The organism is Pseudomonas sp. RA_105y_Pfl2_P56 (genome assembly GCF_963970845.1).
Classification (GTDB): Bacteria; Pseudomonadota; Gammaproteobacteria; order Pseudomonadales; family Pseudomonadaceae; genus Aquipseudomonas; species Aquipseudomonas baetica_A.
Window position 1 is genome coordinate 70,309 of the sequence record NZ_CAXAPL010000014.1, and the last position, 25,315, is coordinate 95,623.

17 protein-coding genes and 1 pseudogene are annotated in these 25,315 nt (G+C 59.7%); 8 read left to right on the forward strand and 10 right to left on the reverse strand.

Annotation, left to right across the window (positions count from 1 at the left end):
• Nucleotides 1–67: 67 nt before the first annotated feature.
• Nucleotides 68–637 carry a lipocalin family protein gene (locus AACY11_RS12060; protein WP_221733125.1) on the reverse strand — a complete coding sequence of 190 codons (570 nt, stop codon included), beginning with the start codon at nucleotides 635–637 and terminating at the stop codon, nucleotides 68–70.
• 30 nt (nucleotides 638–667) lie between these two features.
• Nucleotides 668–922 carry a lipoprotein gene (locus tag AACY11_RS12065; protein ID WP_042557222.1) on the reverse strand — a complete coding sequence of 85 codons (255 nt, stop codon included), beginning with the start codon at nucleotides 920–922 and terminating at the stop codon, nucleotides 668–670.
• A 282-nt stretch (nucleotides 923–1,204) separates the two neighbouring features.
• Here AACY11_RS12065 and AACY11_RS28385 point away from each other — a divergent pair.
• Nucleotides 1,205–2,239: pseudogene (locus tag AACY11_RS28385) on the forward strand (cache domain-containing sensor histidine kinase); the annotation flags it as partial.
• Nucleotides 2,240–2,332: 93 nt separating this feature from the next.
• Complete coding sequence (locus tag AACY11_RS28390) at nucleotides 2,333–3,097, forward strand: methyl-accepting chemotaxis protein (RefSeq protein ID WP_401139223.1); 765 nt, start codon at nucleotides 2,333–2,335, stop codon at nucleotides 3,095–3,097.
• 100 nt (nucleotides 3,098–3,197) lie between these two features.
• On the opposite strand, the gene AACY11_RS12075 is transcribed toward AACY11_RS28390, so the two are convergent.
• The 5 genes from AACY11_RS12075 to AACY11_RS12095 all read right to left on the reverse strand — a co-directional run bounded on the left by AACY11_RS12075 (nucleotide 3,198) and on the right by AACY11_RS12095 (nucleotide 12,773).
• Nucleotides 3,198–3,800 carry a DUF924 family protein gene (locus tag AACY11_RS12075; protein ID WP_339432986.1) on the reverse strand — a complete coding sequence of 201 codons (603 nt, stop codon included), beginning with the start codon at nucleotides 3,798–3,800 and terminating at the stop codon, nucleotides 3,198–3,200.
• A 3-nt stretch (nucleotides 3,801–3,803) separates the two neighbouring features.
• On the reverse strand, nucleotides 3,804–4,814 hold the full coding sequence (locus AACY11_RS12080) for a class 1 fructose-bisphosphatase (RefSeq protein ID WP_187678860.1): 1,011 nt from the start codon (nucleotides 4,812–4,814) through the stop codon (nucleotides 3,804–3,806).
• 308 nt (nucleotides 4,815–5,122) lie between these two features.
• Nucleotides 5,123–6,487: a DUF3999 domain-containing protein gene (locus AACY11_RS12085; protein WP_339494842.1), complete on the reverse strand. Its 1,365-nt coding sequence runs from the start codon at nucleotides 6,485–6,487 to the stop codon at nucleotides 5,123–5,125.
• The gene (locus AACY11_RS12090) at nucleotides 6,484–10,068 is read right to left on the reverse strand and encodes a DUF2339 domain-containing protein (RefSeq protein ID WP_339494844.1); all 3,585 of its coding nucleotides are present in this window, start codon (nucleotides 10,066–10,068) and stop codon (nucleotides 6,484–6,486) included. The genes AACY11_RS12085 and AACY11_RS12090 overlap by 4 nt, the downstream gene beginning before the upstream one ends.
• 254 nt (nucleotides 10,069–10,322) lie before the next feature.
• On the reverse strand, nucleotides 10,323–12,773 hold the full coding sequence (locus AACY11_RS12095) for a glycogen/starch/alpha-glucan phosphorylase (protein ID WP_339432989.1): 2,451 nt from the start codon (nucleotides 12,771–12,773) through the stop codon (nucleotides 10,323–10,325).
• A 258-nt stretch (nucleotides 12,774–13,031) separates the two neighbouring features.
• Here AACY11_RS12095 and AACY11_RS12100 point away from each other — a divergent pair, with 258 nt between their 5' ends.
• Nucleotides 13,032–13,469: a YkgJ family cysteine cluster protein gene (locus tag AACY11_RS12100; RefSeq protein WP_339432990.1), complete on the forward strand. Its 438-nt coding sequence runs from the start codon at nucleotides 13,032–13,034 to the stop codon at nucleotides 13,467–13,469.
• Between the two features lie 215 nt (nucleotides 13,470–13,684).
• Here the strand turns inward: AACY11_RS12100 and typA are convergent, their stop codons facing one another.
• Together typA and thiI are read right to left on the reverse strand one after the other, a co-directional pair.
• On the reverse strand, nucleotides 13,685–15,505 hold the full coding sequence (typA, locus tag AACY11_RS12105) for a translational GTPase TypA (protein WP_339432991.1): 1,821 nt from the start codon (nucleotides 15,503–15,505) through the stop codon (nucleotides 13,685–13,687).
• A gap of 139 nt (nucleotides 15,506–15,644) precedes the next feature.
• The gene (thiI, locus tag AACY11_RS12110) at nucleotides 15,645–17,099 is read right to left on the reverse strand and encodes a tRNA uracil 4-sulfurtransferase ThiI (protein ID WP_339494846.1); all 1,455 of its coding nucleotides are present in this window, start codon (nucleotides 17,097–17,099) and stop codon (nucleotides 15,645–15,647) included.
• 327 nt (nucleotides 17,100–17,426) lie between these two features.
• On the opposite strand from thiI, the gene glnA reads away from it, so the two are divergent.
• The 5 genes from glnA to ntrC all read left to right on the forward strand — a co-directional run bounded on the left by glnA (nucleotide 17,427) and on the right by ntrC (nucleotide 22,999).
• Complete coding sequence (gene glnA, locus AACY11_RS12115) at nucleotides 17,427–18,833, forward strand: glutamate--ammonia ligase (RefSeq protein WP_016985745.1); 1,407 nt, start codon at nucleotides 17,427–17,429, stop codon at nucleotides 18,831–18,833.
• Nucleotides 18,834–19,116: 283 nt separating this feature from the next.
• Nucleotides 19,117–19,629, forward strand: a complete 513-nt coding sequence (locus AACY11_RS12120) for a DUF4124 domain-containing protein (protein ID WP_339432993.1) — start codon at nucleotides 19,117–19,119, stop codon at nucleotides 19,627–19,629.
• Entirely contained in the window at nucleotides 19,626–20,249 is a 624-nt protein-coding gene (locus tag AACY11_RS12125; RefSeq protein WP_339494848.1) for a DUF4124 domain-containing protein, read from the forward strand. The genes AACY11_RS12120 and AACY11_RS12125 overlap by 4 nt, the downstream gene beginning before the upstream one ends.
• 231 nt (nucleotides 20,250–20,480) lie before the next feature.
• Entirely contained in the window at nucleotides 20,481–21,566 is a 1,086-nt protein-coding gene (glnL, locus tag AACY11_RS12130; RefSeq protein ID WP_339432995.1) for a nitrogen regulation protein NR(II), read from the forward strand.
• Nucleotides 21,563–22,999 (forward strand): nitrogen regulation protein NR(I), encoded by a 1,437-nt coding sequence (gene ntrC / locus AACY11_RS12135; RefSeq protein WP_339494850.1) that lies wholly within the window; start codon nucleotides 21,563–21,565, stop codon nucleotides 22,997–22,999. The genes glnL and ntrC overlap by 4 nt, the downstream gene beginning before the upstream one ends.
• A 479-nt stretch (nucleotides 23,000–23,478) precedes the next feature.
• Here ntrC and AACY11_RS12140 read toward each other — a convergent pair whose 3' ends face one another.
• Entirely contained in the window at nucleotides 23,479–25,302 is a 1,824-nt protein-coding gene (locus AACY11_RS12140) for a leucine-rich repeat domain-containing protein (RefSeq protein WP_339494852.1), read from the reverse strand.
• Nucleotides 25,303–25,315: the final 13 nt, after the last annotated feature.

Here is a 25,315-nt window from a genome sequence, read left to right on the forward strand (position 1 = left end):
CACTTGCGTCGACTGACACGCCCTCTTCGCGAGCAAGCCCGCTCCCACATTTGATAGGCGGTGCTGGTTAATTCGACGTCTTGGCCATCTGCCGATCCGTGGTGCGCCAGATCAGTCGAGTGGTGTCGTAACCCTGCTGCCGCGCCTTGCTCAGCAGATCCTCACGCACCACGCCGTTGACAGTCGGCGTACGCGACAACAACCACATGTACTTGCGACTCGGGTCGCCGACGATGGCGGTCTTGTAGTCATCGCTGACGTACAACACCCAGTATTCACCCTTCGCCACACCCGGTATCAACCGTGAGAACCAGGTGTCGAACTCGACCCACAGCTTGTCGGTCTTGCCCGGAACCTGCGGATAAGCCGTACCCTTGACCTCTTGCCACTCCCAGTCTTTTGTCAGGCAGCGGTTGAACACCCCCATGTTGCCGTCGGGCTGAAGGGTGTAGCGAGCTTCGGATTGCGCGCAATGGCGCTGGAAATACATCGGCAAGCGCGCCAGTTCATACCAGGTGCCTTGGTAACGCTTGAGATTGACGCTGTTGACGGTTTTCGGCGCCAAAGGGTCCACGCCGGACGTGGCGCAGCCGGCCAGTACCAGGCCGGCAAAAAGGATTAGCAATAACCGCTTCATTCTTCTTCTCCGTGGGCGCGAAGCCCCGGTTTACTTCAGGCCTTGGCCGGAAAACATCAGCACTTTGTCACCGGCGTACTGCACGCTGATAAAGCTGTTCTTGTCGCCCCAGGTGCAACTGGACATGCCGAGCGCGCCCGAGCAATCGGTGGGTTTGCCGAGCAAGGTTTCAACCTCGGCCTTGGCCATGCCGGCCGAAAGCTTGGCATAGTTTTCCTGATTGACCTTGCTGCATGCGGCCAACAGCACGCAAAACGACAGCAGGGCGATAGATCGCAGCGACATGGTGTAACTCCTGGAGCGAGGGGGGGATGGCAGGGTGCCAACCAGAAGCTTAGAAGAGAAAACCCTCTTCTGGTTCCCTTCCAAGTTGGCTATTTATATGGCCACTCGTCCGGCATTTACCGGAAAATCAGGCACTTCGTGCGGCTATTGAGCATTTCGTCGCCTTTCATCAAAGCCGCCTAATCTTTGGCGCGCAGCGGTCGAAACAAGAGCAGCGCAAAGCCCCCAGATGTGGCAAATTGCCGCCCTTTCTTGACCAGCCCCTTCGCGGTAGCTCATTCGATGACCAGAAACCTGAAATTCAGCCACAAAATCTTGTTGGCTGCCGCCCTCGTGGTGGCCGTTGCGTTCGCCTGTTTCATCTTTTTCAATGACTACCGACAACGCGAAGCCCTGAACAGCAGCACCGAAGCCTCGATGCAGGAACTGGGCAGCCTGACCACCAGCAACATCCAGACCTGGCTGGAAAGCCGCATCCAATTGCTGCAATCGCTGGCCCAGCAAGTTGTCGCCGACGGCAACGCGCCCGCCAGCCTGAAACGCATCATCGACCTGCCCGCCTACACCGGTAACTTCCAGCTCAGCTACTTCGGCGGCGCGGATGGCGTGATGTTCTCGGTACCGGCCGGCAACCGCGCACCGGATTACGACCCGCGCGCCCGTGGCTGGTACAAAGCGGCCGACAGTGCGCAGCAAACCATCGTCACCGAACCGTACATCGCCGCGTCGTCGGGCAAACTGGTCATCACTGTTGCCACCCCGGTGCAGCGCCAGGGCCAGATGATTGGCGTCGCCGGTGCCGATATCGATCTGAGCAGCGTCAGCGCAATCATCAACTCGCTGAACTTCGGCGGCCATGGTCACGCATTTATCGTCAGCGCCGATGGCAAAATCCTGATCCACCCGGACAGCAAACTGGTGCTCAAGACCCTCGCCGAGGCCTATCCGAACGGTGCGCCAAACGTCAGCCCCGGTTTGAAGGAAGTCGAGTTCGGCGGCAAGACGCAGTTGATTTCCTTCACCCGCGTCAATGGCGTGCCATCGGCTGACTGGTACGTGGCGCTGGTGCTGGATAAAGACACCGCGTTCGCGATGCTTAGCGAATTCCGCACCTCGGCGCTGATTGCCATGGTCATCGCCGTGGTGATCATCATCGCCCTGCTCGGCATGCTGATCCGCGTGCTGATGCAACCACTGCTGACCATGGGCCGCGCGATGCACGACATCGCAGAAGGCGAAGGCGACCTGACCAAACGTCTGATGATCCACGGCAACGATGAGTTCGGCGCGCTGGGCACATCGTTCAACCGGTTCGTCGAACGTATCCACACCTCGATCCGCGAAGTGGCCTCCGCGACCGGCCAGGTCAACGAAGTCGCCCTGCGCGTGGTCGCCGCGTCGAACTCGTCGATGTACAACTCCGATCAGCAAGCGAGCCGTACCAACAGCGTCGCCGCCGCGATCAACCAACTCGGAGCCGCTGCCCAGGAAATCGCCCAGAATGCCGCCCTCGCCTCGCAGCACTCCAGCGATGCGCGCAGCCTGGCCGTCGACGGTCAGCAGGTGGTGGATAAAACCATCCACGCCATGCAGCAGTTGTCGGCGAAGATCAGCGACTCCTGCGGCAACATCGAAACCCTTAACAGCAACACGGTGAACATCGGCCAGATTCTGGAAGTGATCACCAGCATTTCGCAGCAGACCAACTTGCTCGCGCTCAACGCCGCCATCGAAGCGGCCCGTGCGGGTGAGGCTGGGCGTGGTTTCGCCGTGGTCGCGGATGAAGTGCGCAACCTCGCACACCGCACCCAGGATTCGGCGCAGCAAGTGCAGGGCATGATCGAGGAGCTGCAAGTCGGCGCCCGTCAGGCCGTCAACATCATGACCGAGAGCCAGCGTGAGAGCGAAAGCAGCGTCGGCATCGCCAACCAGGCCGGCGAACGCCTTGGCAGCGTCACCCAGCGCATCGGCGAGATCGACGGGATGAACCAGTCGGTGGCGACTGCGACTGAAGAGCAGACGGCAGTGGTCGAGTCGATCAACGTCGACATCAACGAGATCAACACGCTGAATCAGGAAGGTGTGGAGAACTTGCAGGCGACGTTGCGGGCGTGCTCGGATCTGGAGCAGCAAGCGGCGCGTCTCAAACAATTGGTGGGTAGCTTCAGGATCTAAGGCGCTGCCACTGGCCCCTTCGCGAGCAAGCCCCACATTGGAATGCATTTCAGTGTGGGAGCGGGCTTGCTCGCGAAAGCAGCATCAGCCGCACTGAGATCTAAAATCTGGAACCCGGCCCGCAAAGAAACGCCAACTCCTCAGCCGTAGACTCGCGCCCCAACACCGCATTGCGATGCGGAAACCGCCCAAACCTTGCAATCACTTTCTGATGCCGCTCGGCATAATCCAGATTGTCGGCAAACACCGCACGCTCTGCCTCCGGCTGCTCAGCCACCAGACCGATAAACCGCGAAACCGCTTCGTTCTGCACCGCAAGGTTTTCGCAGTGTTCGAACACCAGATAGATGAATACCCGTTGAATCGGCTTCAGTTGCCGGTCGAAATCCGCAGCAATGCCTTGCGCGACAAGTTGCTGCGCGCGCAGATCGCCAGCGAATGCTTTGGGAGAATCGCGAAAGATCATTCGCGGCAGTTGATCGAGCAACAGCACCACCGCCAGCCAACCTTCGGGACATTGCGTCCACTCGGTCAGTTCGCCCGCCAGGGCCTGATCGACAAAGACCCCGAACCGCTCACGCGCTTCGAGGTCCTGGCTGTCTTTCTTGCCGAACCACAGCTTGCCCTTGTCAGCCGAAACTTCGTCCGGTGATTCGGCGTGACCGAACCACCAATCGAGCAACGGCTGCCAAGGCGCGTTCATGGCTTAAGCCTTGTGGTAGGCCGTGGCGCGTGCGACTTCTTCTTTCGAACCGAGGAACACAGCAACACGCTGGTGCAGACCTTCCGGCTGAATGTCGAGGATACGCTGGTGGCCGTCGGTGGACGCGCCGCCCGCTTGTTCCACCAGGAACGACATCGGGTTGGCTTCGTACATAAGACGCAATTTGCCCGGCTTGGACGGCTCGCGGCTGTCGCGCGGGTACATGAACAGACCGCCACGGGTCAGGATGCGGTGCACGTCGGCAACCATCGCCGCGACCCAACGCATGTTGTAGTTCTTTTTCAGTGGACCTTCTTCGCCGGCCAGCAACTCGTCGACGTAGCGCTGCACCGGAGCTTCCCAGTGCCGCTGGTTGGACATGTTGATGGCGAACTCCTGGGTGGACTCAGGAATGGTGATGTCTTCGTGAGTCAGCACGAAGCTGCCCATTTCGCGGTCCAGGGTGAAGCCTTTGACGCCGTCGCCCAGGGTCAGTACCAGCATGGTCTGCGGCCCGTAGATCGCGTAACCGGCAGCGACCTGCTCGGTGCCTGGCTGCAGGAAAGCTTTTTCGTTCAGCGCTTCGTTCTGGCTCAGGTATTCGTTCGGGCAACGCAATACCGAGAAAATGGTGCCGACCGGGGCGTTGATGTCGATGTTCGACGAACCGTCCAGTGGGTCGAATACCAGCAGGTAGGCACCTTTCGGGTACTTGCCCGGGATCTGGTAGGCATTGTCCATTTCTTCGGACGCCATGCCGGCCAGGTGACCGCCCCATTCGTTGGCTTCGAGCAGGATCTCGTTGGAGATCACATCGAGCTTCTTCTGCACTTCGCCTTGTACGTTTTCAGTGCCCATGCTGCCCAGAACACCGCCCAGGGCGCCTTTGGACACGGCGTGGCTGATTTCCTTACAGGCACGCGCCACCACTTCGATCAGGAAGCGCAGATCGGCAGGAGTGTTGTTGCTGCGGGTCTGCTCAATCAAATAGCGACTCAAGGTAACGCGGGACATGGACGGCTCCGGTGGAATGGTGGGCTGAAAACCCGCGCAGTTTACAGGGAGTCTGAAAACGTAGCGAGCAAAGACGCCCGGTAACGTGCGTTGGGGTGCAATTGCATCTATCAGACGTGATCGGGCCCGGAGAGTTCAGGCACCGGATTTAGCGTAGTTGGAAACGGGATGGATGGTAGCCCGGTTTTTTTTCGACCGATTGGCCGTCTTCGCGAGCAAGGGATCTCCCTTGAATACAGACTTGTGTCCACTGAAGATCAACTGTGGGAGCGGACTTGCTCGCGCATGGCGCACAGCGCCAGCCATTCTCAGGAATTGGCGGGAGGTTTACGCAGCAGACTCGCCGCCATCACCCCGAGGAACACCACACTCAACAACAACACCGCCCACAGCCCCAACTTCTTCCAGTTGGTTTCAACAACTGCCGTAGTGGCTGTTGTCGAGGCGGGCGTGCTGATGGCTTGGCCCTGCACCGTCGCCTTACCCAACGTCGCAAGTTTCTGCGGTTTGAAATCGGGAATCAGCGTAGCCAACGGCAGGTTCGCCGTTTTCACCGTCGGATTGCCCAGCGCCAGGCTGTACGGCCCTGCGCCACGCGCCAGAAAGACCACCTGCGTCGCCCGCACTGCGTATTTCAAGCTCGGCGCCTGCTCTCCCAAGCCGCCGCCGCGCTCATCTACGGTCAGTTTCAACTGCTGAACGGGCTGCCCGTAAAGCGACATTTCGTTCTGCACCACGTCCTGATCATTCTGCGTCAGGCGATAAAGCAAGCCACTGCTCAACGTCTGCCACGGCAGACTACTCTCGCGCCGCCCCGCCAACGTCACCGGTGCCAGGCTGTTCGGCTCTTTGAGTTCAACCTGCACCCGTTCGACGTTCAGCCCCATCGGCAACTGCCAGGTGTATTCCCCGGCCTTGGTGCTGCTGCCGGCCAGGTCCTGCGACCAGACCAACGGCAGCGGCAAATTGCGCGGGTCGCTGCTTTTCACTTGCGCCAACGTCAGGTTCGGCGCCGAGTTCGGTGAATCCCACAGCAAGCGCACATAACGCGCCGACTGCCCCGGCAGCGTCACTTCATGCTGCTCGATTCGCTCGTCGGAAAAGGTCAGCCGTGCGACCTGCCCCTCGCCCCAGGCCTGCCAATGCTGCAAGTCATCACTGGCCTCAATGCTGAAGCGCTGAAAGCCGTCGCGCTCGCTGGTCCAGTCGAGAATCAATTGCTGCAACGGCGCCTTGATCGCACTCGCGTCGAGCAACCACCCGCGCAGCACTTCTTCGCCCGCCTCCAATTGGCTGGACGGCTGCACCTCGACCAGCGTGCCGTTGGTGGTCGATTGCACGCGCACGTTCGGTGCGCGCTCCGAGGCGTCAGCGGCGTTGTACAGCGGGAACCACTTCACGTCATGCAACTGCCCGTCGTCGCGGGTCTGCGCCGATTCGCGGGCCAAGGCGTAAGCCTGCGGTTCGCCGGCGGCGTTGAATACGCGCAGATCGCTGAGATCGGTCTGGCGCGCCTGCAATTGCACATTCAGCGGCAGTTCGAGGCGATACCACGGGCCGTTGCCACTGACGGTCAGCGGCACCTGCGTGGCGAAGTCCGCCGGTTTTTCCTGGGCGCCAGCCGTCATCACCACGCCCAACGCCAACCAACCCAGATTCAGCATACGACTCAAGATGAAACTCCTTCGGTGTCCGGGGCCGGTTTGTCCGCCACCGGGTCAGCTTCGGTGCGTTTGGGCGGCAGCGGCGCGAAGTAGCCGACCACCAGCAGCAACACGCCAACGCCGATAAACGAGACGATCCGGGCGAGGCCGCCACGGTTGCTCAATTCGACAAAAATCAGTTTGGCCACCACCAGCGCAATCAGCGCCGCGCCGATCAGCCACACTTCGCGGCGATGACGCAGATGCCCGCCGATCATCAGTCCCAGCGCCATCAGCGTCCAGACAATGGACAACCCGGCCTGCACCAGCATCGACGCCAGCAACTGATCGAGTTCGAAGGGGATCCCGGCCCAATGATGTGCGGCGCGAGTCACCAACGCGGTGCAGAAGGCGAACAGCGAAACTCCGGCGATCAGTTGCGTGGCGTAATCGGCGTAGTCCTGTCGGATCGACAACTGCGACACCGTGCTGCGCGACCAGACATAAACGCCGAACAGCGCAAACAGCAGGCCCAGTTCCAGCGGGTTGAGCAGCGGCACGTAAGGCAGCGGTTCGGCGTTGCCATCGCTGATCCCGTTGGCCAGCCAGAACCAGCCGAGCATCAACACCGCCAACGGTGCAGCGGCGTACAAGCGGTACTGGCGGGCAAACGCGGCGCCGGGCCAAGGCCAATTGCGCGGTGCGGCCGCCAGCAACAGATACAGGCTCGGCAAAATCGCCCAGCCCAACCAACGCCAAGCGTTGTATTGCTCGGACAACAGCAGCAAGCCGTAGCGCAGTTCCAGCGCCAGCACGCCGATCAATAGCCAGCAGCCCAGCACATGCGCAGTGCTCAAGGCCCGCGCCGGCAGCATCGGCGCCAAGCGCCGCAAGCTGAGGAAATGCACCGCGAACACCACAGCCCACGCCAGCCAGCCGACGTCTGCCGCCGGGTGATAACGCGAATGCCAAGCCATGAGCAAAACCAGCCCGGCGGCCGGCATCAACAAGGTGCACAGCAAACCCAGCGCCGGCCATTTCAAGCGCAGTGACAGCAGCGCCCACAATGCCACACTCAGTGCCGCGACCAGCAACAGCAGAGAGTCTTCAAGATTCACTGGCGCAAAGCCCAGCACTTCATTGACCCACGCGAACGTCCACCAACCGGCGCCCCACACCAGCAACACCTCGGACAAACGCTGCAAACTCAACACATCAAACGCCGACGCGTGATGACCCAGTTGCAGGCGCCAAGCGCCGATCATCGCGGCCAGGCTCAGCACCAACGGCGTCCAGAATCCGTCGTGCGCCAACGGCTTGTAACCTTCACTGGCCAACGGCCCAAGCCACTCGGAACCGGCGAGCAAAAACGCCGCGCCACCGATCACCTGCAACAGCAGACCGAAAACAAAACTCACCCGCTGCTTGAGGTACAGGCTCAGCCAGATGATCAGCAAACCGCTGGCGGCCCACACCGCACTCGCGGTCTGCCACGGCAGCACGAACAGCACCGCCAGATTGATCAGCACCAGACCGGCCAGCAGCACCACCGACAAGCCGCGCAGCAGACGCACATCGGCGCGCACCATCTCATCGCGAGCGGCCAGCAACATGCCGGCGATCAGGGCCAGCCCGATCAAGGAGGCACTGAGCAAACCGCTCCAGCCGGCGCTGAAAACCGCGGCCGAATCTACGCCCCCGCCTTGCAAGCGCAGCAGGAACAACGCGCCGCCCAGCAGTTGCACGGCAAACGCCGTGAACAGGAACGTGCGCGATTGCAGGCGCAGACCGACGAACAACGTCGCCAGACCGGCCAGCGCCCAACTGATCGCCGCGCCCTGGATGAAGAAGTACAGCGGCGCCAGCAGGTAAAGGCACGTCAGGCCCAGGCACGCCAGCACCGGCAGACCTTGGCGCTCCCAAGGCGAGGCCTGTTCCGGCGTGGCTTTGCGCAGTTGATAGAAGCTGAACAACAACGCGACGCCGAGCATCAGCGCACCTAACGGTGCCCCATCGAGCAGACTGCTCTCGCCGATGCGCAACTGACTGAGGAACGCCAGCGCCGACCCCAGTTGCAACAGCAAAGCAAAGGCCCGGGCGAAGGGGCGATGCTGACGCAAGCCGAGCCAGAAAATCCCCGTGCCCTCCACTGCCCACGCCGCAGACGTCCAACGTGCATCGAGCCCGAGCGGAATCGCCAGACTGGCAAAAATCACCCCCAGCGCCAGACAGGTTTCGCCCAGCAGCACGGCACGCCCGCCCATCAACACTTTGGCCAGGCCCATGTAGATCATGCCCAGTGCGAGGGCGCTGAATGCCGCCGCGAACTCCAGATGCTGCACCAGCGCAAACTGCAAACCAAAGCCGACAATCGGCGGGCCGAACAGCATCGTCCCATCGACGTAGTCACCCTTGCGCGCCGACCAGTGCAGCAGCGCCTCACGGTCGCCGTCTGCCGGAGCATCAGGCATGTCGAGTAGTTTTCGGCGGGCGAACAACAAGCCAATGGCCAGGTACATCAGGAAGAACAGAATCAGAAACGGCTCGGTGCTCCACAAAAGCTGCGGCGCATAAGAACGCAGCCCCCAGGCAAAACCGATGCCAAAGGTGCCAACGAAGCCAATCAGGTTGAGCAGGCGCCAGGCTTTGAACCAGGCGATGGCGAGGATGCCGGCGTTGAGCAGCGCGAAATAACTGAACAGCGCGACATGGTTGCCAGCGCCGGTCGAAGTCAGAATCGGTGCAGCGAAACCGCCGAGCGCGGCGACACACGCCAGCGCCAGGGCGTCCTGGGTAATCGCCAGAATCGCCGAGAACACCGTGACCGCCACCAGCAAGCCCAGCGCGGCCGACGGCTCCAGTAACGGATGCAGGCGCATCGCCGCAAACACTGTCAGGTACAACACCGCGATGCCGGTGCCTTGCAGCATCAACGCATAACTGCTGTTGCGGTGCCGCAGCCACCAGCCCAGCGCCAGCAAGCCCAGTGCCGCGGCAGCGACCCCGGCGTAACGCAGTTCGATCGGCACCACCATGCCTTCGGTGGCATAGCGCAGCAGAAACGCCAGGCCGAAGAACAACAGCACCACGCCAACGCGCAGCACGGTGTTGCCACCGAACAGCCAGTTGCGTGCCGCGCTGATGCCACGCTCGATCAAGTTCGGGCCACGGGGCTCGACGGGTTGTTGAGGTTCGGTGGTAACGGCTTCGAGGCGCCAGACGTCGTCCGGCAGCGGTTGGCTGGTTTCCTCGGCAGCGGAAGAGATCGGTTCGAGTTCGGGCGGCAGTTCCCAAACCAGTTCGGACGCCGGCGCCTGTTCAACGATGTTTTGGGGTTCGACGACAGGTTCACTGGCCGGAGCCGCACTCGACGGCGGTGCGGCTTGCACGGGCGTGCCTTCGAGCAGAAACAGCCGCTGCTCGACCGCCTGCAAGGCGACCTTTGCCTGTTCAAGTTGACGCTGTTGTTCGGCGGCCTGTGTGCCGATCCGGGCGATGCGCAGCGTTTGCCCACTCGCAAGTCCCAGCAGAGCACCCAACAGCGCCGTGCTGAACGACTCGTCAAGCAGCCAGCCGAGCACCAGCCCGATCAACATGAACATCCATTGCATGGTCGATATCCCTAAGCGGCCCCGTAAAGGGGCAATCCCGGCAGTTGCTTCAGTCTAGGCACAATCTAACGGTGGGAGCGGGCTTGCTCGCGAAGGCGTCGTCAGTCGATATTAAAATTGACTGATGCACCGCTTTCGCGAGCAAGCCCGCTCCCACCGGGGTCTTGTGGTGACTGATACATCCGGTAACCGGCGCTCAGTATATCGATGCCGCCCAACAAACGTTGGGCCTTACGCACATTTGTTGCGCAAAGTTACTCCAGCGCTTTCCAGATATCCGTGGCGTACTCGCGAATCGTCCGGTCGGAGGAGAACCAGCCCATCCGCGCCGTGTTGAGCACCGCCGAACGCCACCATTTATTGCTGTCGTGCCAAAGCTCTTCAACGCGCTTCTGCGCCTCCCAGTAGGAGTCGAAGTCGGCGCAGACCAGGAACCGGTCGTAATCGACCAGCGAGTCGATCAGCCCTGTATAACGCGAGGTGTCGTCCGGCGAGAACACGCCGCTGCGGATCGCTTGCAGCACATCGTTGAGGCGATGGGACGCGGCGATGTCCGGCGCAGCGCTGAACTCGTGGTTCTGTTTACGCGCTTCGACCTGCTGGGCGCTGAGGCCGAAGATGAACATGTGCTCGGCGCCAATACGCTCGCACATCTCCACGTTGGCGCCGTCCAGCGTACCGATGGTCAGGGCACCGTTGAGGCCGAACTTCATGTTGCTGGTGCCTGAAGCCTCGAAACCGGCGGTGGATATCTGCTCGGACAAGTCCGCCGCCGGAATAATGCTCTCTGCCAGACTGACGTTGTAATTGGGCAGGAACACCACTTTCAGCAAGCCACGCACGGTCGGGTCGTTGTTCACCACCCGGGCGATGTCGTTGGTCAGTTTGATGATCAGCTTGGCCTGGTGATAGCTGGCCGCCGCTTTACCGGCGAAAATTTTCACTCGCGGCACCCAGTCGATTTCAGGCTCGGCGCGGATCGCCTGATACAACGCCACGGTGTGCATCAGGTTGAGCAACTGGCGTTTGTATTCGTGGATCCGTTTGACCTGCACATCGAACATCGCCGCCGGGTTGACCGCGATCCCCAGCCGTTCGTGAATCAGATAAGCCAAGGCCTTTTTGCTGTGTAACCGCTGCTCGGCGAAGGCTTTGCGAAAGGCCGGTTTTTCTGCGAACGGCTCGAGGTCGAGCAGGCGTTCTTCCGGCTTGTCCAAAATATCCGGGCCAAGCGCATCGACCAGCATCGAGGTCAATTCGGCGTTGGCCTGGAACAGCCAGCGGCGGAAGGTGATGCCGTTGGTTTTGTTGTTGATCCGCTCCGGGTAGAGCTTGTGCAATTCGGCAAACACGGTTTTGCGCATCAGTTGCGTGTGCAGCCCTGACACGCCGTTGACGCTATGCGAACCGAGGAACGCGAGGTTGCCCATACGCACCCGGCGGCCGTTGTCCTCTTCGATCAGCGACACCGCACGCAGTACGTCGAAGTCGTGAATACCCTTGGCCCGCAATGAATCGATGTGCTGGGCATTGATCAGGTAAATGATCTGCATGTGCCGCGGCAGCATGCGCTCCATCAAACCCACCGGCCAGGTTTCCAGCGCTTCGGGCAGCAAGGTGTGGTTGGTATACGACAGCGTGTCCACGGTGACCTGCCACGCCGCATCCCACGCCACGTCGTAGACGTCGACCAGTTGGCGCATCAGTTCGGCGACGGCAATTGACGGGTGGGTGTCGTTGAGCTGAATGGCGGCGTGATCACCCAGGGTCAACACCGAGGTGTGCATGTTGCGATGACGACGGAGCAAGTCCTGCAAAGATGCGGCGACGAAGAAATATTCCTGGCGCAGACGCAGTTCTTGCCCCGCTTCGGTGCTGTCCGCCGGGTAGAGCACGCGGGAGATGCTTTCGGCACGAGCCACCTCGGCCACGGCGCCCAAGTGGTCACCGGCGTTGAAACGTTCCAGGTGCAGATCTTCCATGGCCCGAGCCCGCCACAGGCGCAAGGTGTTGACGCTTGCCCCGCGCCAGCCGACGACCGGCGTGTCGTAGGCAATCGCCCGAACGGTTTCGGCCGGCGACCAGACTTGCCGGGTCTTACCGCTGGCATCGGTGACGGTTTCAACGCTGCCACCAAAACCGATGGCGTAGACGACTTCCGGCCGCTCGAACTCCCACGGGTTACCGAAATCCAGCCAGTGTTCGGTCTGTTCCTGCTGCCAGCCGTCGACGATGGCCTGACGGAACAAGCCGTGTTCATAGCGAATGCCGTAGCCATGGCCGGCGATGCCGAGGGTGGACATGCTTTCCATGAAGCACGCAGCCAATCGTCCGAGACCGCCATTACCCAGCGCTGCGTCAGGCTCCAGCAGGCGAATGCGTTCCAGATCGACACCCAGTTCGGTCAGCGCCTCTCGGGCAACGTCGAGCAGACCGAGGTTGCTCAGGCTGTCGTAGAGCAAGCGGCCGATGAGGAATTCCAGCGAGAGGTAATACACCCGCTTCTGGCCTTTGCGGTAGATCTGCCGGGTGTGATCCATCCAGTGCTCGACCATGTGATCGCGCGCCGCCAGGGCAATGGCTTCGAACCAGTCATGGTCAAAGGCGTGATCGGGGTCTTTGCCCACCGCGTAGGTGAGTTTGGTCAGGACGGCGTCGCGGAATGCGGCCACCTCTGCTTCGCGAACTAATGGTTCTTGAGTCATCGATACGACCTCGGGCGAGCGGGGAATTGTCTGAGCCTAGACGGTCTGACCGACGGTAGCGGCTCTGGTTCGGCGGTATTTCCCGGGACTGTGAGATAGCCCGGCAATCGCTTGGCATCTCCCCCAATGAATGCAGGGGCCGTGCCGACTTGTCCGGTCAAATGGCGGCCTATAGAAAAAATCTGGCGAAAGGTTGTTCAAAAATTCACCCGTCCCGGTATGATCGCGCGCCCTGATGCACACGCCTGGTAACTCCCGATGATGAAGCCCAACCTGATTGCCGCCGCCGAGATCGATCGTCTCGATACGTGGGCCAAATACTCGGCCCCGATGTGCGGCTCTTGTGTCTCCAGCTGCTGCACGCTGCCGGTCGAGGTGAAGATCAAGGATCTGGTGCGCATCGGCGTGGTCGACGAGTTCGAGTTGGGCGATCCGCCGAAAAACATCGCCAAGCGCCTGCAAAAGGAAGGACTGGTCGAGCGCTTCAATCAGAAGTCTGGGATCTTCACCCTGCAGCGCATGAGCAACAACGATTGCTACTACCTGGATCGTAAGTCGCGCCTGTGCACCATTTATGACAAGCGCCCGGACACCTGCCGCAATCACCCCAGGATTGGGCCGCGACCGGGGTATTGCGCGTACAAGCCGAAGGAAGTGGTGCGCGAGCAGAATTTCCGCGCGATCGAGAAGTTTTGATCGTTATTGAGATTTTCGGCGGCTGATCGGCCGCCTTCGCGAGCAAGCCCGCTCCCACAGTAGATTCTCGGTGAACACAAATCTTGTGTACGCCATGGTTCCCTGTGGGAGCGGGCTTGCTCGCGAAGAGGCCGACAAAAACACCGAATCCCCCCAGACAAACAAAAACGCCCCCGGTCTCGCGACCGGGGGCGTTTTTTCAAGCGCGGGCTAAATTACGCCTTGGCTTTCTTGGCAGCGCGGGTACGCTCGCTTTCGTCCAGGATCTTCTTGCGAAGACGGATGGACTTAGGCGTGACTTCGCACAGCTCGTCTTCCTGGATGTATTCCAGAGCCTGTTCCAGAGTGAAGCGAACAGGTGGGACCAGAGCGATGGTTTCGTCTTTACCCGAAGCACGCATGTTGTCGAGCTTCTTGCCTTTGGTTGGGTTCACACCCAGGTCGTTGTCACGGCTGTTCTGACCAACGATCTGACCGTTGTAGATCTCCTGGCCGTGTTCTACGAACAGCTTGCCGCGAGCCTGCAGGGTTTCCAGCGAGTAGGTCAGTGCCTTACCGGTTTCAACCGACACCAGAACGCCGTTCTGACGGCCGGACATGTGGCCCGACTTGACGGTGTCGTAGCGGTCGAAGATCGAGGTCAGGATGCCAGCACCGTTGGTCAGGGTCAGGAACTGGTTACGGAAACCGATCAGACCGCGAGCAGGGATGTTGTATTCCAGACGAACACGGCCTTTACCATCCGGCACCATGTTGGTCAGGTCGCCTTTACGCAGACCCATCTCTTCCATGACCTTGCCCTGCGAATCTTCAGGGATGTCGATGGTCACGTTTTCGAACGGTTCTTGTTTCACGCCGTTCACTTCACGAATGATCACTTCCGGACGGCCCAGAGCCATTTCGAAGCCTTCGCGACGCATGGTTTCGATCAGTACCGAGAGGTGCAGCTCACCACGACCGGAAACCTTGAACTTGTCAGCGGTGTCGCCTTCTTCAACGCGCAGTGCAACGTTGTACAGCAGCTCTTTGTCCAGACGCTCCTTGATGTTACGGGAGGTCACGAACTTGCCTTCTTTACCGCAGAATGGCGAGTCGTTTACCTGGAACGTCATGGAAACGGTTGGCTCGTCAACGGTCAGCGGCTTCATCGCTTCAACAGTCAGCGGGTCGCACAGTGTGTCAGAGATGAACAGCTCGTCGAAGCCGCTGATGCAGACGATGTCGCCGGCCGCTGCTTCTTCAACGTCAATGCGGTGCAGACCGTGGTGACCCATCAGCTTCAGGATACGGCCTTTGCGTTCTTTGCCGTCGGCATCGATAGCGACAACCGGGGTGTTCGGCTTGACGCGACCACGAGCGATACGGCCAACACCGATAACACCCAGGAAGCTGTTGTAGTCCAGAGCGGAGATCTGCATCTGGAACGGACCGTCACGGTCAACGGCCGGAGGCGGAACGTGGTCGACGACCGCTTGGTACAGCGGGGTCATGTCTTCAGCCATGGCGGTGTGATCCAGACCGGCGATGCCGTTCAGGGCCGAGGCGTAAACAACCTGGAAGTCCAGTTGTTCTTCGGTCGCACCGAGGTTGTCGAACAGGTCGAAGATCTGGTCCAGAACCCAGTCCGGACGCGCGCCTGGACGGTCAACCTTGTTGATGACCACGATTGGACGCAGGCCGGCTTCGAAAGCCTTCTTGGTCACGAAACGGGTTTGCGGCATAGGGCCGTCTTGAGCGTCAACCAGCAGCAGAACGGAGTCAACCATCGACATTACGCGTTCAACTTCGCCGCCGAAGTCGGCGTGGCCCGGGGTGTCCACGATGTTGATGTGGTAGCCGTTCCAGTTGATGGCGGTGTTTTTCGCCAGAATGGTAATACCGCGCTCTTTTTCCTGGTCGTTGGAGTCCATCACGCGCTCGTCGTTGAGCTCGTTGCGCTCCAGAGTGCCGGATTGACGCAGGAGTTTGTCTACCAGGGTGGTCTTACCATGGTCAACGTGAGCAATGATGGCGATGTTGCGTAGATTTTCGATCACTTGTGTATCTCGATCAGAGGATTCGGTTTGCTGACAAGTCTTGGCAGCGATTAACAGTAGTGTCCGGCATGGCCGTTACAGCTTGACGGCGGTGTCGGGGGGCCGGTGACGCAGGCCACAGGCAAACAGCCCCGGGCACTTAGCTCGGTCGATAAACGCGCACATTGGCATGCCCCTCACTGAGCAAATGGTGAGCATGCAGGCGACTCATCACGCCTTTGTCGCAATACAGCAGGTACTGGCGAGTCGGATCCAGCTCCTTGAAACGAGCGTTCACTGCGTAGAACGGCATCGTCTGTACTTCTATTCCGGCAAGCTGCAGCGGGTCATCCTCGGCGGCATCCGGGTGACGGATGTCGATAACGATCTGACCGGCCAGCGCTTCGCCGACTTCTTCAATCTGCAAATCCTGGCCCAATTCGTCGATCACCCGATCGATCGGCACCAGTTTGGCGTTTTCGAGCGCTCGCTCGAGCACCGCCATGTCGAATTCTTTCTCTTCGTGCTCAACGCGACCACGCTTGGCAGCGGTCTTCGGATTGACCGAAATGACCCCGCAGTATTCGGGCATGTGCCGGGCGAAATCGGCAGTGCCGATCTCGTTGGCCGTGTCGATGATGTCCTGCTTGTGGGCGACGATCAGCGGACGCAGGACCAGTTTGTCGGTCACGCAGTCGATCACCGACAGGTTCGGCAGCGTCTGGCTCGACACCTGGGAGATCGCTTCACCGGTGACCAGCGCGTCGATGTGCAGGCGGTCGGCAATGGCCGTGGATGCGCGCAACATCATACGCTTCAATACGACGCCCATATGACTGTTATCGACTTTGCCGAGAATTTCTCCCAACACTTCTTCGAACGGAACACTGACAAATAGCACGCGTTGCGAGCTTCCGTACTTCTTCCAGATGAAATGCGCGACTTCCATCACGCCCAATTCGTGGGCACGACCACCGAGATTGAAGAAGCAGAAGTGCGCCATCAGGCCGCGCCGCATGATCTGGTAGGCCGCAACGGTCGAGTCAAAGCCGCCGGACATCAGAACCAGGGTCTGCTCAAGTGCGCCCAGCGGATAACCGCCGATGCCGTTGTGCTGGCTGTGGATGACAAACAACCGTTTGTCGCGAACTTCCATCCGCACTTCGATTTGCGGTGCCTTGAGGTCGATTCCGGCAGCGCCGCACTCGCGACGCAGCTTGCTGCCGACGTATTTTTCGACGTCCATCGAACTGAATGCATGCTTGCCCGCGCGCTTGCAGCGTACCGAGAAAACCTTCCCGGCCAGCGCATCGCCGTAGTGCTGCTTGCACTTTTCGGTGATGTCGTCGAAGTCGCCCAGCGGGTACTCGTCGACCTGCAGAAAGTGCGCGATGCCGGGCATGCAGGTCAGGCGCTCAACCATCTCTTTCAAGGCTTTGGGGTCGGTAACGCGGGTTTCCAGCTCGAGATTGTCCCACACACCGTTCACCACCACGGCCGGGTCCAGGTCACGGAGCACGGTGCGGATGTTCTTGGCCAACTGGCGGATAAATTTCGTCCGGACAGGTCGGCTTTTGATGGTGATCTCGGGGAAGACTTTTACGATTAGTTTCATGAAAACAGCGCGCGCTGGGCCAGCCGAAAAAGGGGGGCGCGGATTATAGCGGAAATTGCTCAAGGTTTAACCAGTTAATGTGCAGAAGGTTTTGCTTGCACCAAAACAGGTCATTTTTCACCTGAAGCGCTACATTAAGGGGCGACATTTTCATCTTTAAGGCGCTTTGAACCTTTAAAAGCGTAAATTTGGGGCAAAAAACCCATGCTGGGGCACTGGCATGCAATTTGCTCCCTTGTGAGGCAGGTTGCCTTGGCAGAGTATCTGCGCCGGCATCACCCATATTAAGGGCATCCATTACTAGCCCTAAGCCACCCGGAGGACACTATGTCGAAGTCGGTTCAACTCATCAAAGATCATGACGTCAAGTGGATTGATCTGCGCTTCACGGACACCAAAGGCACTCAGCACCACGTGACCATGCCGGCTCGCGATGCGCTGGAAGACGACTTCTTCGAAGTCGGCAAGATGTTCGACGGTTCCTCCATCGCAGGCTGGAAAGGCATCGAAGCCTCCGACATGATCCTGCTGCCGGACGACGAAACGGCCGTGCTCGACCCGTTCACCGAAGACGCGACCCTGATCCTGGTCTGCGACATCATCGAACCGTCGACCATGCAAGGTTACGATCGTGACCCGCGCGCCATCGCTCACCGCGCCGAGGAATACCTGAAGACCACCGGTATCGGTGACACCGTCTTCGCAGGTCCCGAGCCAGAATTCTTCATCTTCGACGAAGTGAAGTTCAAGTCCGACATCTCCGGCTCGATGTTCAAAATCTACTCCGAACAAGGCTCGTGGATGTCCGACCAGGACATCGAAGGCGGCAACAAAGGCCACCGTCCAGGCATCAAAGGTGGTTACTTCCCGGTTCCGCCGTTCGACCACGACCACGAAATCCGTACTGCCATGTGCAACGCACTGGAAGAAATGGGTCAAACCGTTGAAGTTCACCACCACGAAGTGGCGACTGCCGGTCAGAACGAAATCGGTGTCAAGTTCAACACCCTGGTGAAGAAAGCTGACGAAGTTCAGACTCTGAAATACGTTGTACACAACGTTGCCGACGCTTACGGCCGCACCGCGACCTTCATGCCGAAGCCACTGTACGGCGATAACGGTTCGGGTATGCACGTTCACATGTCCATCGCCAAAGATGGCAAGAACACCTTCGCTGGCGAAGGCTATGCCGGCCTGTCCGAAACCGCTCTGTACTTCATCGGCGGCATCATCAAGCACGGCAAAGCGCTGAACGGCTTCACCAACCCGGCGACCAACTCCTACAAGCGTCTGGTGCCAGGCTTCGAAGCTCCGGTCATGCTGGCCTACTCGGCGCGCAACCGTTCCGCCTCGATCCGTATCCCTTACGTCAACAGCCCACGCGGCCGTCGTATCGAAGCACGTTTCCCGGATCCGGCTGCCAACCCGTACCTGGCTTTCGCAGCACTGCTGATGGCCGGCCTGGACGGTATCCAGAACAAGATCCACCCAGGCGATGCCGCTGACAAAAACCTGTACGACCTGCCGCCTGAAGAGGCGAAAGAGATCCCACAAGTTTGCGGTAGCCTGAAAGAAGCCCTGGAAGAGCTGGACAAGGGCCGCGCGTTCCTGACCAAGGGCGGCGTGTTCTCCGACGACTTCATCGATGCTTACATCGCGCTGAAATCCGAAGAAGAAATCAAAGTCCGTACCTTCGTACACCCACTGGAATATGAGCTGTACTACAGCTGCTGATCCGGTAGCGCCGCGCTACGCGGCGTGACAAAAAGAGGCCTTCTTCGGAAGGCCTTTTTTATTGCCCGTGATTTCATTGGCGACGTACCACCCTGGAGCGGGCTTGCTCGCGAAGGCGTCTTGTCAGTCACCATATCCTTCAGTGACCGACCGCGCTCGCGAGCAAGCCCACTCCCACAAGGGATTTTTGGCGGGCAAATAATCTCTGGATATGTCCAGGGTTGGGCCTACCGCCGCACCTGGCCTATGCTGCAACCCATCGCGTTCATTCCCGGTCGATTTCATGGGTCGCTTCTTTCTCTCCATCCTGCTGCTGATCGCCGTTCCCGCGGCCGCGCAGATCTACAAGTACACCGATGCCAACGGCAACACGGTGTACAGCGACCACTCGCCGGACGGCGTCAAGGCACAGCCGGTTGACCTGCCGCCGCTCAACACAGTCGAGCCTCCGTCACCGAGCGCACCCGCCGCGCCCACTACCGACAACCCGAAGCCGTCGCGCAATGCCTATGACATTCTCGAACTCGCCGGCCTGCCCACCGAAGAAGCCCTGCGCGCCAACAACGGCACCTTCACCGTCAATGTGTTGATCAAGCCGCGCCTGCAGCCGCCGCACCAATTCAGGCTGGTCCTGGACGACGAGCCTTACGGCCAGCCCAGCAACGTACCCATCCTGCAACTGGTGAACATCAATCGTGGCGAGCATCGACTCGCGGTGCAGGTGATCGATGGTCAGACGATCATTCAGCAGAGCCCTCCAGTGACCTTCACCGTGCAGCGGGTGCACACGCCATGATCCGCGCATGGCTGATCGTTGTGTTGGCACTGACGGCACTGCAAGCCACGGCGGAGGTGTTCATCTACGTCGATGGCCAAGGCAATCGCGTCTACACCGACCAGCCACGCGGGAACGCCAGGAAGGTTCCATTGGCGACCAGCAATCGCATGCCCGCCAATCCGACCGGCGCAGCACCGATCACCCCCGCGAAAAAGCCCCCGGAGCAACCGCCATTTCATTACGACATGCTGCGTATTCTGGTGCCCGAGCCTGACGCAACCATCCGCAGCAGCGCCGGCGAATTGATCGTCAGTGTCACCAACGAGCCAGGCCTGCAAGCCGGCGATCGATATCGCCTGTTGCTGGATGGTCAGGCCGCCGGCGAGCCCGGCGTCAGCCCGGTTTTTCCGCTACGCAACATCGACCGGGGCAGCCACAACCTGTCGGTGGAAATCCTGGATGCCGCGGGCCGCACCGTCGAGCGCACCGCCAACCAGCCTTTCCACATGCTGCGCATTTCGCTGGCACAGAAACGCCAGGTCAAACCCTGCACAAAAGACGATTACGGTGTGCGCCCGGAATGTCCGCTGAAAGACAAACCTGAAGAGCCGAAAAACCCCTTCCTGCGTTTCTTCTAACGCCATTGTGCTTTGCGCACTATATTGGTGCAAAAAACTGCACACTTCCCACATTCCAACCCATTTTGGTTCGAAAGTACCCGCAAGAGCTGGCAAAGCGCCACGCAAACGAGCGTCAAACGCCCGTTTCAGGGGCTGAACGCTTCTTTTCGGAGCCTTGGTTTGGTTTTTGCATTTTCCATCCAAACACGCTTGTTTCTTGCGCACGCTCCGCCCCCAAAAGAGGCCTTGATGACTATTAGCGACGCAATCCCACGCTTGCTGCTCGACAACCTGACCACCGCCACCATTCTGCTCAATGCCCAATTGCGCCTTGAGTACATGAACCCGGCCGCGGAGATGCTGCTGGCCATCAGCGGGCAGCGCAGCCATGGCCAGTTCATCAGCGAGCTGTTCACCGAATCCACCGAGGCGCTCAATTCGTTGCGCCAGGCGGTCGAACAAGCGCACCCGTTCACCAAACGCGAAGCGATGCTCACCGCCCTCACCGGTCAGACCTTGACCGTGGATTATGCGGTGACGCCCATCCTCAGTAACGGCGCAACCCTGCTGCTGCTGGAAGTCCACCCGCGTGATCGCTTGCTGCGGATCACCAAGGAAGAGGCGCAAATTTCCAAGCAGGAAACCAGCAAGATGCTGGTGCGCGGCCTCGCCCACGAGATCAAGAACCCTCTGGGCGGCATCCGTGGCGCAGCGCAATTGCTGGCCCGCGAGCTGCCGGAAGACAGTCTGCGCGATTACACCAATGTGATCATTGAAGAGGCCGATCGCCTGCGCAATCTGGTCGACCGCATGCTCGGCTCCAACAAGCTGCCGTCGCTGGCCATGTGTAACGTCCACGAAGTCCTGGAGCGCGTCGGGCATCTGGTTGAAGCCGAAAGCCAGGGCTGCATCACGTTGGTGCGCGACTATGACCCAAGCATTCCGGACGTGTTGATCGACCGCGAACAAATGATTCAGGCGGTGCTGAACATCGTCCGCAACGCGATGCAGGCGATCAGCAGCCAGAACGAGTTGCGCCTGGGCCGCATCAGCCTGCGCACCCGTGCCATGCGCCAGTTCACCATCGGCCATATCCGCCATCGCCTGGTGACCAAGATCGAGATCATCGATAACGGCCCGGGCATTGCGGCGGAACTCCAGGAAACCATTTTCTTTCCCATGGTCAGCGGCCGCCCGGACGGTACCGGGCTGGGCCTGGCCATTACCCAGAACATCATCAGCCAGCACCAGGGCCTGATCGAGTGTGAAAGCCATCCAGGCCACACCACGTTCTCGATCTTTCTGCCACTGGAACAAGGAGCCACATCGACATGAGCCGTAGTGAAACCGTGTGGATCGTCGATGACGACCGTTCTATCCGTTGGGTTCTGGAAAAGGCCCTGCAGCAAGAAGGCATGACCACCCAGAGTTTCGACAGCGCCGACGGCGTGATGAGTCGTCTGGCCCGTCAGCAGCCGGACGTGATCATTTCCGACATCCGCATGCCGGGTGCCAGCGGCCTTGATCTGCTGGCGCGGATTCGCGAGCAGCACCCACGGTTGCCGGTCATCATCATGACCGCTCACTCCGATCTGGACAGTGCCGTTGCCTCCTATCAGGGCGGCGCGTTCGAATACTTGCCAAAGCCGTTCGACGTCGATGAAGCCGTATCGCTGGTCAAACGCGCCAATCAGCATGCGCAGGAACAACAAGGCCTTGAAGTCGTTCCTTCGCTGACCCGCACCCCGGAAATCATCGGCGAAGCGCCGGCGATGCAGGAAGTGTTTCGCGCCATCGGCCGCTTGAGCCACTCCAACATCACCGTGCTGATCAACGGCGAATCCGGCACCGGTAAAGAACTGGTGGCCCACGCCCTGCACCGTCACAGCCCGCGCGCGGCCTCGCCGTTTATCGCGCTGAACATGGCGGCGATTCCCAAGGATCTGATGGAGTCCGAACTGTTCGGTCACGAGAAGGGTGCGTTCACCGGCGCGGCCAACCTTCGTCGCGGTCGTTTCGAACAGGCCGACGGCGGCACGCTGTTCCTTGATGAAATCGGCGACATGCCGGCCGACACCCAGACGCGCCTGCTGCGCGTTTTGGCCGACGGCGAGTTCTATCGCGTTGGCGGGCATGTGCCAGTCAAAGTCGACGTACGCATCATCGCCGCGACCCACCAGAACCTGGAAACCCTGGTCCACGCCGGAAAATTCCGTGAGGACTTGTTCCACCGCCTTAACGTGATCCGCATCCACATCCCGCGTCTGTCGGACCGTCGCGAAGACATCCCGACCCTGGCCAAGCACTTCCTCAGCCGCGCGGCACAGGAGTTGGCGGTCGAGCCGAAACTGCTGAAAAGCGAGACCGAGCAATACCTGAAAAACCTGCCGTGGGGCGGCAACGTGCGTCAGCTGGAAAACACCTGCCGCTGGATCACTGTCATGGCGTCCGGGCGCGAGGTGCACATCAGCGACCTGCCACCGGAACTGCTGAACTTGCCACAGGATTCGGCGCCGGTGACCAACTGGGAGCAAGCCCTGCGTCAGTGGGCCGATCAGGCGTTGGCGCGTGGCCAGTCGAACCTGCTCGACAGCGCGGTGCCGGCATTTGAGCGGATCATGATCGAGACGGCGTTGAAACATACCGCCGGGCGTCGTCGTGATGCCGCGGTGTTGCTGGGTTGGGGGCGTAATACCCTGACGCGCAAGATCAAGGAACTGGGGATGAAGGTCGATGGTGGGGATGATGATGAGGGAGACGAAGGCTGATCAGCCACGACCCAATGTGGGAGTGGGCTTGCTCCCACATTTAGCCCTCCATGCACCAACCTAATGCACTTGGACCCGTGATCGGGCATCGCAACCTGTTCAAAAAACACCCAGAAAAAACTGAAAACCCCAAGCTGCAGAAGCATGAAAGCCCCGAATTACGGGGCTTTCATGCTTCTTGGGACATTTTCTGTTTCCGAATACTGAAAACTGGCACGCCCCCTGCAATATCGCTTACAGGTGATTCGATTCACCACCCGTTTCGGGGACCTTGGTACAGGCAGGCCGGGGATTCCCCTCTTTACACCGGGCTCATACCACAACGGATGCGCCTACCCTTTTGGGATCCTTGGTACAGGCAGGCCGGGGGTTCCCTCTTTACAGCGGACCGACGCCAACAGCGAAGTCCACCTTTTTGGGAACCCTGATACAGGCAGGTCAGGGATTCCCGCTTTTACACCGCTGGCCCGGTTTCGGGGTCAATTGACCCTCGGACGCTTGGGTAAATGATGCAAGGGGTGGTTCTGCCGCCCAGGATCAAACGCCTTTAACTCCTTTTCCAGCCTGTCCAGCATCTGTCCGGGACTGACCTCCTCCTTTGCGATGCTTCTCAAGCGCGACTTTTCGACAGCGCCTGCCTTTTCGAATTGTTCAAGGAACGCCCAGACCCGGCGCTGTAACAGCTGACGCTCGACGAAGAATTCAGGCGTACGGCTCAGATTTCGAATCCGTTTGAACAGGTTGCTTTCAGAAATGGTATTCAACCTGTCCCAAAGCGCCAGCTTCTCTGGCACTTGCGCTTGCGGTACATGCCGCAGCCAGAGATCCGCCGACGTATCGACGCTCTCTACTCCCAACCAGATATCGGTGCCCGTTTGCCGACGGGCGAATATCAATCGCCTCAGGGACGCCGGGTCGGAGACAGGATTACCGGTTAAATTGAAGCCTGCTCTAAGCTCCACGGACTCGGGAATCGATCTGATTCGATTATTCGCGAGATTCAAAACTGTACGGGGAATTTCAGACGTAATGCCTTCCGGAAACGTGTCGATATCGGTGTTGGAAAGATCGAGCTCCTGCAACTTGCTCATTCCTTCCAGCGAAGGCGTTTCAAGCAGCGCGTTCTCGCCAAGTTTCAGCACTTGCAACCCTTTGGGGCCATTCTCGGCGCCGAGCCCGACAGGCAACTGGTTGATTCCGGTGTGCGTCAAATCCAATATCCGCAGCTCGGACATCCCGGTAACGTCAGGGGCATTGCGTATATAGGGATTTCGTTGAAGGTCCAGTACCTCTAACCGTGACCGCACGGCCAGTTCACTCAGTCCGCCGGGCAGGTCTAAAAGCCCTGTGTTACCTAGTTTCAACACGCGCAGTTGCGCCATACCGCGCACCGAAAAACCGTACCCGACGGTTTGACCTTCCAGGTTCAGCTCCTGCAAGCGTGGCAACTTTTTCAACTGTTCGATATCGGCTGGCGCTATGTGGCCCCATGGGTCACTCAGATCAGCGACTCGCAATGCCTTGAGCATCCCGACGCCGTCAGGTAGTCCATTCATCTGGCCTGACGCACGCAGCACTTCAACGTTGGGAAACGCTGCAAAGAAATCCTTCACGAGCAGCGGCGAAGGACCTCTCAGAGTAAGAGAAACAACGGAATTGATCGGTGTGGAAAAAACTGGAGTCATTTGCATTGGCCATGCACTCAGATCGATATACGCCTTGAAGCCCACCATTCGCCCACCGCGATAGACTCGCCCCCAAGGGTCGAGAGAGTCGCCTTGCCACTTATACAGTTGAATCAGCTTGCTACTCATTAACAGTCGACTAGCGCGCTCAGCGCCGGGAGAATCCTTGAGCGCATCCGTCCAGACGCTTAATTCACGCTCCAGTTGCGGCAAACCCGATTGAATACGCTTGAGTTCCGCCTCTACCGTCTCCTTGTCACCAAACCGGGATACAAAGTCATCCGCCTGTCGATCAGACAGTTGCGCAAGGTATTGTTTGACTTGCGCTCGAAGGGTCGAGTCAACCACCTCGCGCGCATGCCAGAGGCCGCTGTCATTGTCGCGCACCAACTCCGGTCCCGAGGCATACCGTTCACGGGATAACCGGGCACGAACCGTTGCCTCGACCAGATCCATTGCGACAAGAACAGTGCCGCCCTCTGACAGATCGACGTAAGTTTGCTTGTTAAAAACCCTGATGCCTCTACTGTCGGCACCCGGAAGCATTACGCCTGCGTTGATCACGTAATTCTCCAGCAGCGGCGCGGCTGCCGGAGGACGGATGTCATCGGGAGCCATGTGTACAACGACG